Genomic DNA, 16,044 nt, shown 5'->3' with positions numbered 1-16,044 from the left:
CCGGGCAGTCAGTCGACACCGAGCACCCCCACAGCTCCCGACGTACGGTCAAGAACATGGGAATCCCACTCGCAGACCGCCAAGAGCTCCTGACCCAGCCCCTCATCGCTGCCCTCTCGGTGAGCAGAGAGAACGGCCAGGGGCCGCTGACGGTGCCGATCTGGTACGACTACACACCCGGCGGCGAGGTGTGGTTCGTGACCGGGAAGGACTCGCTGAAGACCCGGCTGATCAAGGCCGCGGGACGCTGCACGCTGATGGTGGAGCGCCTGGACCCGACGGTGCGCTACGTGTCGGTCGAGGGTCCGGTGCGGATCGCCGATGCCGCCGAGGGCGAGTCGGAGGCGATGGCGCGACGGTATCTGCCACCGGAGGCGGTCGGGCCCTACCTGGCGGAGGCGGCGAACTTCCCGCCCGAGGTGACCGTGCGGCTCTCGCCGGAGAACTGGCTCTCGGCCGACCTCGGCGCCTTCTGAGACTCCGCCGCCACCTGAGGGTCGGCCAGCTGCCGCCGAACGGCGCGCGCGGCAGCCCGCCCGGCGCGGCTGGCACCGATGGTGCTCGCCGAGGGCCCGTAGCCGACGAGCTGGACACGCGGGTCGTACGCAGCGGTGACCGCGGTCTGGACGTCGGCCGACTCGCGCAGCAGCGGGATCCCGCCGTGGGAGCTGCGCAGGTGGAGCGGCGCGAGGTGGGTGATCGCCGGCCGGAACCCGGTGGCCCACAGGATCGCGTCGACCGGCTCGAACGCGCCCGACTCCCACCGCAGCCCGAACGGTTCGATCCGGGAGAACATCGGCAGCCGGCGCTCGTAGACCCCGAGGCGCGCGGCCTCCTGCTCCTGCGGACGCAACGAGAGGCCGGTGACGCTGACGACGCTGGCCGGCGGCAGGCCGGCCTCGACCCGCTCGGCGACCAGCGTCACCGCCTCGCGCCCGCGATCGGCGTCGAAGTCCGTGCGCCAGACCGGCTCGCGGCGGGTGATCCAGAGCACCGGGGTGAGCGGCGCGAGCTCGCCGAGGAACTGCACCGCCGAAGCTCCCCCGCCGACCACCGCGACGCGCTTCCCGGCGAAGTGAGCAGCACCCGGATAGTCGTGGGTGTGCACCTGCTCCCCCAGGAACGTCGAGGCGCCCGGGTAGTGCGGGACGAACGGCCGGGTCCAGGTTCCGGTCGCGTTGACGAGGGTCTTGGTCAACCAGGTGCGCCCGTCGGCCGAGTGCACCGCGAGCAGATCTCCGACGGAGGTCACCGACCTCACCGAGACGGGGCGCTCCACCGGCAGGTCGTGCAGGGACTCGTAGAGCCCGAACCAGCTCGGCACCGCGACGTTGGCCCGCTCGCCGGAATCGCCCGGCGCCCGCCCGTCGGGCAGGTCGGCCACGCCGTGCACGTCGTGCATGGTCAGCGAGTCCCAACGGTGCTGCCAGGCGCCACCGGGGCGCCGCTCGGCGTCGAGCACCACGTGGCGTACGCCCAGCCGGCTGAGGTGGTAGGACGCCGACAACCCGGCCTGGCCGGCACCGATCACCACTGACTCGTAGCTCTCCACAGACACCTCAACAACGCACCGAATAAATTCCATACCCACGGAATGCTGCGGGAACACGTTCTACTTGACTACCCTCGACTGAGACTCGGATCGGGAGGTCGGACACGATGGATCAGACACCATGACAGCCGCCGAGACGATTCGCGAGGTCCCACGACTCGCCCCCGGCGACCGCGGACTCCCCTGGATGGGCCGGCTGCTGGACTACTCCCGCGACCCGGTCGGCTTCTACCGGCACCAGTGGGAGACGTACGGGCCGGTCTCGCCGTTCTTCCGGGCCGGTGAGACCGGCGTGGTCGTGCTCGGCCCGGACGCCTGCGAGGCGGTGCTGCGCAACAAGGACAAGGCGTACGCCAACGGGCCGGCCTGGGGGCAGATCGTCGGCCCCTTCTTCGACCGGGGCCTGATGCTGCTCGACTTCGAGGAGCACCACGTCCATCGCCGGATCATGCAGGAGGCCTTCACCCGGGATCGGCTCTCCGCCTACACCACCGCGATGCACCCGGCGATCGCGCACGGCGTGCGCGGCTGGGCCAACGCCCCGGCGTTCCAGTCCTATCCGCGGCTCAAGCAGCTCACCCTCGACATCGCCGCGGACATCTTCATGGGCGGCGCGGCCGAGACCAGCCGCGCCGAGATGGACCGGGTCAACCGGGCGTTCATCGCCTGCGTGCAGGCCGCCGCGGGCGTCGTACGTGCCGATGTGCCGTTCACTCGCTGGGGCCGGGCGTTCCGCGGGCGGAAGGTGCTGGAGGGCTTCCTGCGCCACTACCTGCCGGCCAAACGAGCGCAGCAGACCGACGACATCTTCTCGGTGCTGTGCCACATCGAGACCGACGACGGCGAGCGGTTCAGCGACGAGGACGTCGTCAACCACATGATCTTCCTGATGATGGCCGCCCACGACACCTCGACCATCACCACCTCGACGATGCTGCAGTACCTGGGCCAGCATCCGCAGTGGCAGCAGCGCTGCCGTGAGGAGTCCCTCGCCCTCGGCCCTGCCCCCACGATGGCCGAGATCGAGAGCCTCACCAGCCTGGACCTGGTGATGAAGGAGGCGCTGCGGCTGCGGGCCCCGGTGCCGGCGCTGATCCGGCGTACGGTCAAGGAGACCCGGCTCCTCGGCGTACGCATCCCCGCCGACACCGCGGTGATGGTCGGGGTCCAGTTCAGCCACATGATGGAGGACTACTGGACCAACCCGACCGTCTTCGACCCCGAGCGGTTCGCGCCGCACCGGCGCGAGGACAAGAGCCACCGGATGGCGTGGGAGCCGTTCGGCGGGGGCGTGCACAAGTGCATCGGCCTCTACTTCGCCGGCCTCGAGGTCAAGTCGATCCTGCACCGGCTCCTGCGCGACTACCGGTGGAGCGTCTCCCCCGGCTACCGCGCGCCCCTCGACAACAGCTCGCTGCCGTTCCCGAAGGACGGCAACCCCATCCACCTGACCCGGATCTGAGGAGACCGATGACGACGAAGACAACGGAGGCCGCGAGCGTACGTCCTGGCTGGATCGACGAGTCACGGCTCGCCTCCTGGACCCGGTGGGTCTCGGCTCCGGTCTCGGGCGGCGAGGGCACGCTGACCGCGATCGCACCGTACGACGCCCTGCCCACCGCCCCGGTGCCGTCGGTGACGGCCGCGGACGTCGCCGAGGCGGCGGCCGCCGCCCGGGCGGCCCAGCCCGACTGGGCCACGCTCGATCTCCGGGACCGTGCCGAGGTCATGCTCCGGTTCCACGACCTGCTGGTCGAGCGCCAGGACGAGGTGCTCGACCTGATCCAGTGGGAGATGGGCAAGGCCCGCTTCCACGCCTGGCAGGAGGTCCTGCAGGTCGGCAACATCGCCCGCCACTACGCCAGGCGTGCCCCTGCCTACCTCGCCGACAAGCGCGTCCGCGGCGCCATCCCCGGCGTCACCTCGGTGAAGGAGGTGCGGGTGGCGAAGCAGGTCGTCGGGATCATCTCGCCGTGGAACTACCCGCTCTATCTCGGGGTCGGCGACGCGATCCCGGCCCTCCTCGCCGGGTCTGCCGTGATCAGCAAGGCCGACCCGCAGGCTCCCTTGACGCTGCTGTGGGCGCGGGCGCTGATGGCCGAGGCGGGGCTGCCCGAGCACGTGTGGCAGGTCGTCACCGGACCGGGCGCCGCCACCGGCGAGGCGGTCGTCGACAACGTCGACTACATCGCGTTCACCGGCTCGACGGCCACCGGGCGGATCGTGGCCCAGCGCGCGGCGGGCCGGCTGATCGGCGCCTCTCTCGAGCTCGGCGGGAAGAACCCGCTCATCGTCCGCCGTGACGCCGACCTCGCCCAGGCCGCCCGCGGCACGGTGATGGCCGCCTTCGCCAACACCGGCCAGATGTGCGTCCACATCGAGCGGGTGGTCGTGCACACGGACGTCTACGACACGTTCCGCCAGGCGCTGGTCGCCGAGACGGAGGGCCAGGTGGTCGGGCAGACCTTCGACTACTCGGCCGACGTCGGCTCGCTGGCCTCGCAGGCCCAGCTCGACAAGGTCACCGCCCACGTCGCCGACGCGGTCGCCAAGGGCGCGACGGTGCTCGCCGGCGGTGAGCCGCTCGCCGAGGTGGGCCCGTTCGCCTTCGCCCCGACGGTCCTGGAGGGGGTCACGTCCGAGATGGATCTCTGCCTGGGCGAGACCTTCGGCCCGGTGGTGGCGCTCTACCGCGCCGACAGCGACGAGGAGGCGGTCCGGATCGCCAACCAGGGCGAGGCCGGGCTCTCCGCGAGCGTGTTCAGCAAGAACGTACGCGAGGCCGACATGATCGCCCGCCGGATCCGTGCGGGTGCGGTCAACATCAACGATGGCGCGGCCCTGGCGGCCGGCAGCATCGAGGCCGGGATGGGCGGCATGGGCTCGAGCGGGCTCGGTCGCCGCCACGGCGCGGACGGGATCCGGAAGTTCACCGACGCCCAGACCCTCGCCGCCTCGCGGATGGGCCCGATCGGGCCGTTCAAGGGGCAGACGGTCGAGAAGTTCGTGCAGCTCGGCAACGGACAGCTCAAGGCCCTGAGGAAGCTGGGGGCACGATGAGCGGGCCGACGGCGCCGGGGAAGCACAACCTGGCGGTGCTGGCCGAGGAGTCCTACGCCCGCCACGGCGGCCATCCGATGGTCTTCTTCGAGGGCACCTGGCACTCCTCCGCAGAGATCGCCGAGCGGTCCGCCCGGGTCGCCGGCGGCCTGCGGGAGCTCGGGATCGAGCCGGGCGACCGGGTCGTGGTGCTCACGATGAACACCCCGGAGGTCTTCGTCAGCTACCGCGCCCTGTGGCGCGCCGGCGCGGTCGTGACGCCGGTGATCTTCCTGCAGACGCCACCCGAGCTGCGCCACATCCTGGAGGACTCCGGGGCCAGGGCCGCGATCGTCACGCCCGAGCTGCTGCCGCTGATCCAGGCGGCCTCCGAGGGCCTCGAGCTCACCGTCATCGTCGCCGGAGGCGTCGAGGAGGGGGCGGGGGTGGTGGCGTACGAGAGTCTGGAGAGCGCCGACCCGATCGACATCGCGCCCCGCGGCGACGACGACCTCGCGGCGCTGCTCTACACCGGCGGCACGACCGGCCGGGCGAAGGGCGTGATGCTCAGCCACCGCGGCTTGTGGGAGTCCGGGCACGCGCTCCACCGGGTCGGGGAGAGCCAGGGCACGACCCGGTGGCTGCTGCCGCTGCCGCTCTCCCATGCGTACGGCCTGATCGTGGTCATCAGCGGCCTGCACTCCTCTCGCCCGCAGAGCTCGGTGCTGCAGCGGTGGTTCGACGCCAAGGGGTGGCTCGAGCTCGCCCAGGAGCACCGGGTGGAGTCGAGCACGGTGGTGCCGTCGATGCTGCAGATGCTGCTCGACCAGCCGTATCAGGACTACGACCTGAGCGCGCTGCGCTCCTTCGGCAGCGGTGGCGCACCGCTGCTGCCGGCGCTGCGGGAGAAGGCCGAGGAGGCGTTCGGCGTGACCATCCTGGAGGGCTACGGCTGCACCGAGTCGAGCGCGGTGATCGCCGCCTCGACGCTGGAGGAGTCGCGGCCCGGCAGCGTCGGCAAGCCGCTGTCCCACGCCGAGGTGATCATCGCCGGGCCGTCCGGCGAACCGGTCGCGACCGGCGAGGAGGGGGAGATCTGGGTCCGTGGCCCCGGGGTGATGCAGGGCTACTGGAACGATCCCGAGCAGACCGCGGCCACCGTCGTCGACGGCTGGCTGCACACCGGCGACATCGGCCACTTCGACGCCGACGGCTACCTCTACGTCGACGACCGGATCAAGGACCTGATCATCCGCGGCGGGTTCAACGTCTTCCCGCGCGACGTCGAGGACGCCCTCCTCGCCCACGAGGCGGTCACCGCCGCCGCGGTCGTCGGCCGCCCCGACGCCCAGCGCGGCGAGGAGGTGGTCGCCGTCGTCGCGCTCCATCCCGGCGCGCGCACCACGCCCGAGGAGCTGATCGCGTTCGCGAAGACACGGCTCGCCGCCCACAAGTACCCCCGCGAGGTGCGGATCCTCGACGCCGTGCCCGTCACCAGCGTCGGCAAGACCGACCGGAAAGCCGTACGCAGCATGGTCCGCACCAGCGAAGGAGAGTCATGACACGCCAGATCGAGGGATCCGCCGTCATCGTCACCGGAGGCGCTCGTGGCATCGGCCGCGCCACCGTCGAGCGGCTCGCGCGCGCCGGGGCGAAGGTGGCCGTCGGCGACCTGGACCCGGACCTGCTCGCCGACGTGGTCGGCGAGTTCGGGCCGCGCGTGATGGCCGCGCGTCTCGACGTCACCGACCCCGCGTCCTGGCGCAGCTTCCTCGACACGGTCGCGGAGCTAGGCCCCTGGGACGTGCTGGTCAACAACGCCGGGATCATGCCGCTCGGGTCGGTCCTGAAGGAGGAGGACGCGCTCACCCGGGCGATCTTCGACGTCAACGTGCATGGCCCGATCAACGGGATCAAGGCCGTCGCTCCGGCCATGGTCGACCGCGGCCAGGGCCACATCGTCAACGTCGCCTCGGCCGTCGGCCGGGTGCCGGTGCCGGACGCGGCGACCTACTCGGCCTCGAAGTTCGCCGTGGTCGGCTTCTCCGAGGCGCTGCGTCTCGAGCTGGCACCCGCGGGGGTCGACGTGTCCCTCATCCTTCCGACCGTGGTGCAGACCGAGCTGGCCGACGGGGTGCCACCGGCGAAGGGGATGAAGCCGGTCACCGCCGAGGACGTCGCGGAGGCGATCGAGTCGGTCATCCGCGAGCCGCGGCCCGAGGTCTGGGTGCCCAACTGGACCCAGACGCTGACCAAGATCACCCAGGCGATGCCGCGCCGGTTCCAGGACTTCGTGGACCGGACCACCAACGCCTCGCAGCTGCTCGCCGGCGTCGACCCGGCAGCGCGGGCGGCCTACGAGGAGCGGGTGCGGCGCAACGTCCGGTAGGGGTGGATTGGCCCAGGAGACGAGCGGTCGATTGGCCGGGCGCGGAGGGCTCCGCGCTCACTAGCGTCGGAGGCGTGAACAACGGACTCTCCGTGCCCCAGGGCGCGGCTCTCACCCTCGGTGCGGTGCTCGGCACCGGTGTCATCTCCCTGCCCGCCCTCGCGGCGAGCGAGGCCGGACCGGCCTCGCTCGTGGCCTGGCTGGCCCTGATCGTGCTCTCGGTGCCGCTGGCGACGACCTTCGCCGCGCTCGGGGCACGGCATCCGGACGGCGGCGGGGTGGCGACGTACGCCCGGCTGGCCTTCAACCAGCACGTGGCGACGATGGTGGGCTGGACGTTCTACCTGACGATCGGCATCGGGGCCCCGGTGGCGGCCGGGTTCGGCGGGGCCTACGTCGCCGACGCCTTCGGTGGCGGCCAGAACATGTCGCTGGCCGCGACGGCGGCGATCATCGTGCTGGTCACCGTCATGAACTGGTTCGGGATCAAGGTGTCCGGCGGCGTGCAGCTGGCGATCGCCGGGGCGATCGCGGTGCTGCTCGCGGTGGCGGTCCTGGTGGCACTGCCGCACGCGGAGCTCGGGCGGCTGACGCCGTTCGCGCCGCACGGGTGGGGCTCGGTCGGCACCGCGGCGGCGATGCTGGTGTGGGCGTTCGCGGGCTGGGAGATCCTCTCCTCGCTCTCGGCCGAGTACCGTGACCCGGCGCGCGACATCCGCCGGGCGACGTACCTGGCACTCGGGGTGGTGACGGTGCTCTACCTCGGCATCGCGTTCGTGACCGTCGCGGCGATCGGGTCGTCGTCGAGCTCGGCACCGCTGTCCGACCTGCTCGTGCTCGGCTTCGGGGAGGGCGCGCGGCCGGTGACGGCCGTCGTCGCGGTCATGCTGACCATCGGCGCGATCAACGCCTACTTCGCCGGGGGCTCGCGCCTCGGGGCCTCGTTGGCGCGCGAGGGTTCGCTGCCCCGGTTCCTCGCCGACCCAGCTGTGGTCATCCCCCGCCGCTCGCTGCTCGCGATCTGTGCGGTCGCGCTCGGTTCCCTCGCCGCGATCTGGCTCGCCCGGGTCTCCACGGACATCGGCCTGCTGATGGCCTCGGGGACCTTCTCGCTGCTCTACGTCGTGGGGGCCGCCGCCGCGCTGCGGCTGCTGCCGCGCGGCTCGCGGTCGTGGTGGGCCGCGGTCTGCTCGCTGGTCGCGGCGCTGGTGCTGCTGGCGCTCACCGGGGCCCACCTGCTCGGTCCGCTGCTCTGCGCGGGCGCCGGCCTGGCCTGGTCGCTGGTGCGCTCACGCCCAGCCCGCCAGCGTGGCCAGCAGCTCGAGCCCGCGTGGGAGGCTGTCGGTCCGAACGGCTCCGTAGCCCAGGAAGAGCCCGTCGCGGCCGGGCAGCAGGCGGTGAGCGGCGATCGTGTCCAGGGCAAGCCCCTCGGCGGCGGCGCGTTCGGCCAGGTCGGCGGGGAGATCTGCCTGAGCGGAGAGGTGTAGGCCGGCGGCCGAGGGGAACACCTCGACCGGCCAGGTGTCGAGATGCTGCAAGAGGATCGAGCGGCGCTCGGCGTACGTTTTGGACGCCTTGCGTACGTGACGGGCGAGCAGGCCCTCCTCCAGGAAGCGGGCCAGGGCGGCCTGGGGCTGGACGGGGCCGAAGCCGTCGCCGAGCTGCTTGGCGGCCAGGAGGCTGTCGACGAGGGAGCCGGGTGCGACCAGGTAGCCGGTGCGCAGGCTCGGCAGCAGCGACTTGGAGAAGGTGCCGACGTAGATCACCCGGCCCTGGTCGTCGAGGGCGTGCAGCGGCTCCAGGGGTCGCTCGGTGAACCGGAACTCGCTGTCGTAGTCGTCCTCGACGATGCCCGCGCCGTGGGTGTTCGCGAAGTCGAGGAGCGCTCGGCGGCGTGGGAGGGAGAGGCGTACGCCGAGCGGGAACTGGTGGCTCGGGGTCGTGTAGACCAGCCGTGCCTGCTCCGGGAGCTGCTCGACAACCAGCCCCTCCTCGTCCACCGGGACCGGCACCACGCGGGCGCCGTGGGAGGCGAACAGGTCGCGCGCGGAGGGGTAGCCCGGATCCTCGACAGCCACGATGTCGCCCGGCTCGAGCAGGACGCGGGCGATGAGGTCGAGCGCCTGCTGGGTGCCGCTGGTGACCACGATCTGCCCCGGGTCGGCCCGCACCCCGCGGTGGTAGGCCACCGTGTGCGCCAGCGCCTCGCGCAGCCTCGGCAGCCCGGCCGGCGAGGCGTAGGTGCCCGGGCTGTGGCCGCGCAGCCGCGACTCCGCCGCCAGGATCCGTCGCCAGGTGTCGAACGGGAAGAGCTCGGCATCGGGGATCCCCACCCGCAGGTCGTACGCCGGCACAACCGCCTCCGCGCTCGTCGGCCGCGGCGCCCACTGCCAGCCCGGGCGCGGCATCAGGGATCCTGGGGCGCTGGCTCTGCGAGTTCCGGCGGCGGCCGCGACGTACGTCCCCGCGCCCACGCGCGACTCCAGGAACCCCTCGGCGACCAGGCGCTCGTAGACCGTGGCGACCGTGTTGCGGGAGATGCCGAGGTCCTTGGCCAGGGCCCGGCTCGGCGGGAGCCGGTCCCCCGCCTTCAGCCTGCCGTCGCCGAGCGCGTCGCGCAGCGCCTGGTAGAGCGATGCGGACCTCACCGACCGGTCCGTCAGATCGAGCGCAAGATCCACAGCGGGATTGGACCACACCTGGGCGTCGGGCGCGCCATGCTTTTCGGACCCCGGGCGCAGCTCAGGGACGGGTGGGCAGTCCGAGGCGGGTGATGATCTCCTCGGCGGTCTCGGCCGCGGAGAGGCGAGTGTTGTCGACCACGGTGTGCGGGAAGTCCAGCGGGAAGGGCACATCCGGGCCGGTGGAGAGCTCATGGCGCTCGTTCCAGTCCACCACGTTGGCTCTGGCCCACTCGGTGTCGCGCTTGGACGGCTTCGCGGCCAGCCGCTCCGGGGTTCCCTCCCGGCCCAGGCGGGTCGGCAGATCGGCGTACAGCTCGACGAAGTCGATCCTTCCACCCGCCGCGGCCACCGGGGCGACCAGCGTCTCGACCGCCCGGGTGTCCTCGGGCAGGTCGAGCGCCCAGACGAAGGTGAAGATCAGGCCCGGGAGCTCGGAGGCCACCGCCTCCTCGATCACCCGTCGCCGAAACTCCGACTTGAGCACCCCGAACGACGGCATCTCCCAGTCGAAGACCTCCAGCAAGGGCTCGATCGTGGCGTGGTTGTGGAAGAGCCGGCACGGCGTACGTGCCGCGATCTCCCTGCCCACGCTCATCTTGCCGACCGCCGGCGGGCCGAAGAGGTTGATGAGATGCATGGGGTCAGTGTGGCCGCTGAGTGTCGGTGGTCGCGACTAGGTTTGTCCCTATGAGCGACACGTCATCGGCGTTGGCGCAGTTCAGCGACCCGACCCGCACGTGGTTCACGGCTGCCTTCGCGGCGCCGACCGCGGCGCAGGCCGGCGCCTGGGAGGCGATCGGGGCGGGACGCAACGCGCTGGTGGTGGCGCCCACCGGGTCGGGCAAGACGCTGAGCGCCTTCCTGTGGTCGATCGACAAGATGCTGACCGAGCCGGTGCCGGAGAAGAAGGAGCGGTGCCGGGTCCTCTACATCTCTCCGCTCAAGGCACTCGGCGTGGATGTCGAGCGCAACCTGCGCAGCCCGCTGGTCGGGATCCGGCAGACCGCCGAGCGGCTGGGCGTCGAGGCGCCCGAGGTACGCGTCGGGGTGCGCTCCGGCGACACGACCGCGGCCGACCGGCGGCGCCTGACGACCACTCCCCCCGACATCCTGATCACCACCCCCGAATCGCTGTTCCTGATGCTGACCAGCCAGGCCCGCGAGACGCTGCGCAGCGTCGAGACGGTGATCGTCGACGAGGTCCATGCGGTCGCGGCGACCAAGCGCGGCTCCCACCTGGCGCTGACCCTGGAGCGTCTCGACGCTCTGCTGGAGAAGCCGGCTCAGCGGATCGGGCTCTCCGCGACCGTGCGGCCGCTGGAGGAGGTCGCGCGCTACCTCGGTGGCGCCCAGCCCGTCGACATCGTCGCGCCCCCGGCCGAGAAGCGGTGGGACCTGCGCGTCGTCGTGCCGGTCGAGGACATGACGGCGCCGAGCCCCTACAGCGACGACGAGGACGACGACCCGCAGCGGGCCTCCTCGATCTGGCCGCACGTCGAGGAGCACGTCGCCGACCTGGTCACCGCCCATCGCTCGACCATCGTCTTCGCCAACTCCCGCCGGATCGCGGAGCGGCTGACCGCGCGGCTCAACGAGATCGCCTCCGACCGGGTCTTCCAGACCGGACCGCCTCCTGCCCAGGTGATGGCTCAGTCCGGGCAGTCCCACGGGGCGGCCCCGGTGATCGCCAAGGCCCACCACGGCAGCGTGTCCAAGGAGCAGCGAGCGCTGATCGAGGACGACCTCAAGTCCGGCCGGCTGCCGGCGGTGGTGGCCACCTCCAGTCTCGAGCTCGGCATCGACATGGGCGCGGTCGACCTCGTCGTCCAGATCGAGTCACCGCCGAGCGTCGCCTCCGCGCTCCAGCGCGTGGGGCGAGCCGGCCACCAGGTCGGCGAGGTGTCTCGCGGGGTGCTGTTCCCGAAGCATCGCGGCGACCTCGCGCAGACCGCGGTCAGCGTGCAACGGATGCGGCAGGGCCTGATCGAGTCGATGAGCCTGCCGGCCAACCCGCTCGACGTGCTCGCCCAGCAGATCGTCGCCGCCACCGCCCTGGACACCTGGGACGTCGAGGAGCTGTTCGCGCTGGTCAGGAGGACGGCGTCGTACGCCACCCTCCCCCGCTCCGCCTACGACGCGACCCTCGACCTGCTCGCCGGGCGCTATCCGAGCGAGGAGTTCGCCGAGCTGCGACCGCGGATCGTGTGGGACCGCGTCGCCGGGACCGTGACCGGCCGTCCGGGAGCGCAGCGACTGGCCGTCACCAGCGGCGGCACCATCCCCGACCGCGGTCTCTTCGGCGTCTTCATCGCGGGCGAGGGTGCCGGGCGCCGGGTCGGCGAGCTCGACGAGGAGATGGTCTACGAGTCGCGGGTCGGCGACGTCTTCGCGCTGGGCGCGACGTCGTGGCGGATCGAGGACATCACCCACGACCGGGTGCTGGTGACCCCGGCGCCCGGGATCCCGGGGCGGCTGCCGTTCTGGAAGGGCGACTCGCTGGGCCGGCCCGCCGAGCTCGGCGAGGCGGTCGGCGCCTACACCCGCGAGCTCGCCGCGATGCCCGCGAAGAAGGCGGAGTCGCGGGCGCAGGAGGACGGCCTGGACGCCTACGCCGCCGCCAACCTGGTCACCTACCTGCACGAGCAGGCCGAGGCGACCAACGTCCTCCCCTCCGACAGCAACATCGTCGTGGAGCGGTTCCGCGACGAGCTGGGCGACTGGCGGCTGGTCGTCCACTCGCCTTACGGCCGCCCGGTCCACGCTCCGTGGGCGCTGGCGATCAACGCCCGGATCCGGGAGCGCTACGGGGTCGACGGGCAGGCGATCGACAGCGACGACGGCATCGTGATCCGGCTGCCCGACACCGACGCCGAGGCACCGACCGGCGAGATCATCGTCTTCGAGCCCGACGAGATCGAGGACCTGGTCACCACCGAGGTCGGCGGGTCGGCGCTGTTCGCCAGCCGGTTCCGCGAGTGCGCGGCTCGTGCGCTGCTGCTCCCCCGCCGCGACCCCGGCCGCCGCTCGCCGCTGTGGCAGCAGCGCCAGCGCTCCGCCGCGCTCCTCGAGGTCGCCTCGCAGTATCCGAGCTTCCCGATCATCCTCGAAGCCGTCCGCGAGTGCCTCCGCGACGTCTACGACCTGCCCTCTCTCGTCGGCCTCCTCCAGCGGATCGAGCGTCGCGAGATCTCCATCGTCGACGTCGCCACGCCCACCCCGTCGCCCTACGCCCAGTCGCTCCTGTTCGGCTACGTCGCCCAGTTCCTCTACGAGGGCGACTCACCCCTCGCCGAGCGCCGCGCCGCCGCGCTCACCCTCGACCAGGGCCTTCTCGCCGAGCTCCTCGGCCGTGCCGAGCTCCGCGAGCTCCTCGACCCCGAGGTCTTGGCCGAGGTCGAGTCCGAGCTCCAGCGCCTCGCTCCGGGGCGGAAGGCCCGGGGCGCCGAAGGCATCACCGACCTCATCCGCACCATCGGTCCACTGACCCTCGAGGAGATCACCGCCCGCACGGAACACTCCGCTGGTCGAGCCGCGAGCGCCAGCGAGCGTGTCGAGACCAACACAGTCGATTCGAGCGCCGACATGGACCGTGTTGGTCTCGACGCGGATTCGCTCGTTCCTCACGAATCCGGCTCGACCAGCGAGGGCAGTGAGGTCTCTGACGTGCTGGCGGATCTCGCCACCGCTCGGCGGGTGGTCGAGGTGCGGGTCGCCGGGGAGGCCCGGTGGGCGGTGGTCGAGGACGTGGCCAGGCTCAGGGACGGGCTGGGGGTGGCGGTCCCTCCGGGCGTACCGTCGGCGTTCACCGAGCCGGTCGAGGACCCGGTGGGCGACCTGGTCTCGCGCTACGCGCGGTCGCACGGGCCGTTCACGGCAGCCGACGTGGCAGCCAGGCTGGGGCTGGGCGAGGCGGTCGTGCGACACACCCTGGCGCGGCTCTCGGCACGCGGTCGGGTGCTCGACGGGGAGTTCCGGCCGGGCGGCAGCGGCCTGGAGTGGTGTGACGCCGAGGTGCTGCGGATGCTGCGGCGGCGCTCGCTGGCCCGGCTCCGCAAGGAGGTCGAGCCGGTCGAGCCGGCAGCGCTGGGCCGGTTCCTGCCGGCGTGGCAGAAGACATCCGTACGCAAGGGTGCGCTGCGCGGGGTCGACGGGGTGTTGAGCGTCGTCGACCAGCTCGCCGGCTGCCCGGTCCCGGCCAGCGCGCTGGAGACCCTGATCCTGCCGGCCCGGGTGGTCGACTACGAGCCGGCCTTCCTCGACGAGCTGACCGCGGGTGGCGAGGTGCTCTGGGCCGGTCACGGCACCCTGCCCGGCACCGACGGCTGGGTCTCGCTGCACCCGGCCGACACCGCCGAGCTGACCCTGCCGCCACCGACCGAGATGCCACCGGGCCCGCTGGCCGAGCGGCTCCTCGAAGCCCTCGAGCCCGGCGGCGCCTGGTTCTTCCACCAGCTCGCCCGGACCGTGGCGGCCGGCGACGAGAAGACGCCGAGCGACGCCGACCTGAGCGCGGCGCTGTGGGAGCTGGTCTGGTCGGGCCGGGTCAGCAACGACACCCTGCTGCCGCTGCGGGCGCTGACCCGTTCCGGCACGCCCTCGCACCGCTCCCGGCGCCCACCGCCAAGAGCTCGCGGCGGCCGCTACACCGGCGGTGCGCGGATGCCGGCCCGAGCGAGCCTCCCGGAGACCGCCGGGCGCTGGACGATCCTGCCCGAGCCGGATCCCGACCCGACCAAGCGCGCCCATGCCGCGGCCGAGCGGCTGCTGGACCGCCACGGCGTGGTCACCCGCGGTGCGGTCCAGTCCGAGCGCACGCCCGGCGGGTTCGCCGCGGTCTACAAGGTGCTCAGCGCCTTCGAGGAGTCCGGACGCGCCCGGCGGGGCTACTTCGTCGAGGGCCTGGGTGCCGCCCAGTTCGGCACCGCCGGCTCGGTCGACCGGCTGCGTACCTTCTCCCGGGTCGAGCCGAGCGACAAGCCGGTCGCCGTAGCGCTCGCCGCGACCGACCCTGCCAACCCCTACGGCGCGGCGCTCCCCTGGCCGGTCTCCGAGGAGGGTCACCGACCGGGCCGCAAGGCGGGCGCGATCGTGGTCCTGGTCGACGGCGAGCTGGCGCTCTACGTCGAGCGCGGCGGCCGCACGCTGCTGACCTGGTCCGAGGACCCCAACCTGCTCGAGCCCGCCGCCGAGGCCCTCGCCGACGCCGTCCGCCGTGGCGCGTTGGGACGCCTCACGGTCGAGAAGGCCGACGGCGCCCCGCTCCTCGGGTCCGGCGAGACACCGCTGCGTCAGGCGCTGCAGTACGCCGGCTTCATCGCCACCCCGCGCGGCCTGCGCCTGACCTCGCAGAGCAGGTGAGGACGTGCCGGAAGGCGACGCCGTGCTCCGCACCGCCCGTTCCCTCGACAAGGGGCTGGCGGGGCAGGTGCTGACGCGTACGGACTTCCGGGTTCCGCAGTTGGCCACGGCCGACCTCTCCGGCGGCACCGTCCTCGGCACGGCGACCCGCGGCAAGCACCTGCTGACCCGGATCGACCACCGCACCGGCGAGTGGACGCTCCACACGCATCTGAAGATGGAGGGGTCCTGGCGGATCCTCGAGGCAGGCCGGCGCTGGCCCAAGCCCGGCTTCCAGGCGCGCGTCGTGCTTCGCACCGAACGCACCGAGGCGGTCGGCTTCCTGCTCGGCATCGTCGAGCTGGTCCCCCGTGACCAGGAGGAGCAGCTGGTCGCCCATCTCGGCCCCGACATCCTCGCCGACGACTGGGACCCCGACACAGCCATACAGCGCCTCCGCGACCAGCCGGAGCGGCCGCTCTTCGAGGCGCTGCGCGACCAGACCAACCTCGCCGGGATCGGCACGATCTACGCCGCGGAGACGTGCTTCATCGCCGGGATCAACCCGCTGCGTACGGTCGCAGAGGCCGGCGACCGGCTCCCCCGGATCCTCCAGCGCACCCGTGACCTGATGCAGGCCGACTGGTCCCGCTCCCGCCAGATGTGGGTCTACGGCCGCCGGGCCTGTCGCCGCTGCGGCGGCACCGTGACCGTGGCCAAGGTCGGCCCGCCCGGCAAGGAGCGCCCGGCCTACTACTGCGCGAGGTGCCAGCCCTAGCGACCGTGCAGCAGGCGCAACCGGATCTGGGCGATCCGGACCCGGGTGTCGCGCATGTGGCGGGCGACGTGCGCACGCTCACCGGGAGCGACGGAGGTGAACTCCTCGCGAAGGATGTTCAGGGTCTCCTCCAGCCCGAAGAGCTCAGCCTCGAGCAGGTCGGGAGAAACCGGGTCGCCCTCGCCCCGCGGGCCCGGGACCGTCAGGTCCGGAAGCTCGTTCTCGACTGCCATGCGCATCGCACCATCTCCCCATGAATGCGCGG

Annotated in this window: 11 protein-coding genes and 1 pseudogene; 8 read left to right on the top strand and 4 right to left on the bottom strand. The window is 72.4% G+C overall.

The genetic code is table 11. The features are described from left to right. The first annotated feature begins 56 nt into the window (after nucleotides 1–56). Nucleotides 57–476, top strand: a complete 420-nt coding sequence (locus tag HD557_RS09420) for a pyridoxamine 5'-phosphate oxidase family protein (RefSeq protein WP_008357276.1) — start codon at nucleotides 57–59, stop codon at nucleotides 474–476. On the opposite strand, the gene HD557_RS09415 is transcribed toward HD557_RS09420, so the two are convergent. Next, nucleotides 386–1,552 carry an NAD(P)-binding domain-containing protein gene (locus HD557_RS09415; protein ID WP_307785574.1) on the bottom strand — a complete coding sequence of 389 codons (1,167 nt, stop codon included), beginning with the start codon at nucleotides 1,550–1,552 and terminating at the stop codon, nucleotides 386–388. The genes HD557_RS09420 and HD557_RS09415 overlap by 91 nt on opposite strands. A gap of 121 nt (nucleotides 1,553–1,673) precedes the next feature. Here HD557_RS09415 and HD557_RS09410 point away from each other — a divergent pair, with 121 nt between their 5' ends. From HD557_RS09410 to HD557_RS09390, 5 genes are all read left to right on the top strand, one after another. Continuing rightward, nucleotides 1,674–3,014 carry a cytochrome P450 gene (locus HD557_RS09410; protein WP_196873705.1) on the top strand — a complete coding sequence of 447 codons (1,341 nt, stop codon included), beginning with the start codon at nucleotides 1,674–1,676 and terminating at the stop codon, nucleotides 3,012–3,014. Nucleotides 3,015–3,022: 8 nt separating this feature from the next. Further along, complete coding sequence (locus tag HD557_RS09405; RefSeq protein WP_196873704.1) at nucleotides 3,023–4,612, top strand: succinic semialdehyde dehydrogenase; 1,590 nt, start codon at nucleotides 3,023–3,025, stop codon at nucleotides 4,610–4,612. Continuing rightward, complete coding sequence (locus HD557_RS09400; protein ID WP_196873703.1) at nucleotides 4,609–6,153, top strand: class I adenylate-forming enzyme family protein; 1,545 nt, start codon at nucleotides 4,609–4,611, stop codon at nucleotides 6,151–6,153. The genes HD557_RS09405 and HD557_RS09400 overlap by 4 nt, the downstream gene beginning before the upstream one ends. After that, entirely contained in the window at nucleotides 6,150–6,980 is an 831-nt protein-coding gene (locus HD557_RS09395; RefSeq protein WP_008357283.1) for an SDR family oxidoreductase, read from the top strand. Before HD557_RS09400 ends, HD557_RS09395 begins: the two co-directional genes overlap by 4 nt. A gap of 74 nt (nucleotides 6,981–7,054) precedes the next feature. Beyond that, nucleotides 7,055–8,467 (top strand): APC family permease, encoded by a 1,413-nt coding sequence (locus tag HD557_RS09390; protein ID WP_445321540.1) that lies wholly within the window; start codon nucleotides 7,055–7,057, stop codon nucleotides 8,465–8,467. On the opposite strand, the pseudogene pdxR reads toward HD557_RS09390, so the two are convergent. Together pdxR and HD557_RS09380 are read right to left on the bottom strand one after the other, a co-directional pair. Further along, nucleotides 8,354–9,835: pseudogene (gene pdxR / locus HD557_RS09385) on the bottom strand (MocR-like pyridoxine biosynthesis transcription factor PdxR); the annotation flags it as partial. The gene HD557_RS09390 and the pseudogene pdxR overlap by 114 nt on opposite strands. Further along, entirely contained in the window at nucleotides 9,723–10,301 is a 579-nt protein-coding gene (locus HD557_RS09380) for a hypothetical protein (RefSeq protein ID WP_196873701.1), read from the bottom strand. The gene HD557_RS09380 and the pseudogene pdxR, both read right to left, overlap by 113 nt. A 50-nt stretch (nucleotides 10,302–10,351) precedes the next feature. Between HD557_RS09380 and HD557_RS09375 the strand changes: the two genes are divergently transcribed. Continuing rightward, a complete protein-coding gene (locus HD557_RS09375) occupies nucleotides 10,352–15,022 on the top strand; it encodes an Lhr family ATP-dependent helicase (RefSeq protein ID WP_196873700.1) in 4,671 nt (1,556 codons plus the stop codon). A 4-nt stretch (nucleotides 15,023–15,026) separates the two neighbouring features. Continuing rightward, a complete protein-coding gene (locus tag HD557_RS28950; protein WP_196873699.1) occupies nucleotides 15,027–15,779 on the top strand; it encodes an Fpg/Nei family DNA glycosylase in 753 nt (250 codons plus the stop codon). Here the strand turns inward: HD557_RS28950 and HD557_RS09365 are convergent. After that, nucleotides 15,776–16,012 (bottom strand): hypothetical protein, encoded by a 237-nt coding sequence (locus HD557_RS09365; RefSeq protein ID WP_008357295.1) that lies wholly within the window; start codon nucleotides 16,010–16,012, stop codon nucleotides 15,776–15,778. The two genes, HD557_RS28950 and HD557_RS09365, sit on opposite strands and share 4 nt — an antisense overlap. Nucleotides 16,013–16,044 lie beyond the last annotated feature (32 nt).

This window comes from Nocardioides luteus (assembly GCF_015752315.1).
In the GTDB taxonomy this organism is placed as follows: Bacteria; Actinomycetota; Actinomycetes; order Propionibacteriales; family Nocardioidaceae; genus Nocardioides.
The sequence above is the reverse complement of the archived record's forward strand: the minus strand, read 5'-3'. Positions and strand labels throughout refer to the sequence as shown.

Coding starts and splice junctions, on each gene's coding strand:
- HD557_RS09375 (WP_196873700.1), top strand. CDS start 10,352: ATGAGCGACACGTCATCGGCGTTGGCGCAGTTCAGCGACCCGACCCGC.
- HD557_RS09365 (WP_008357295.1), bottom strand. CDS start 16,012: ATGGCAGTCGAGAACGAGCTTCCGGACCTGACGGTCCCGGGCCCGCGG.
- HD557_RS09400 (WP_196873703.1), top strand. CDS start 4,609: ATGAGCGGGCCGACGGCGCCGGGGAAGCACAACCTGGCGGTGCTGGCC.
- HD557_RS09405 (WP_196873704.1), top strand. CDS start 3,023: ATGACGACGAAGACAACGGAGGCCGCGAGCGTACGTCCTGGCTGGATC.
- HD557_RS09410 (WP_196873705.1), top strand. CDS start 1,674: ATGACAGCCGCCGAGACGATTCGCGAGGTCCCACGACTCGCCCCCGGC.
- HD557_RS09420 (WP_008357276.1), top strand. CDS start 57: ATGGGAATCCCACTCGCAGACCGCCAAGAGCTCCTGACCCAGCCCCTC.
- HD557_RS09395 (WP_008357283.1), top strand. CDS start 6,150: ATGACACGCCAGATCGAGGGATCCGCCGTCATCGTCACCGGAGGCGCT.
- HD557_RS09380 (WP_196873701.1), bottom strand. CDS start 10,301: ATGCATCTCATCAACCTCTTCGGCCCGCCGGCGGTCGGCAAGATGAGC.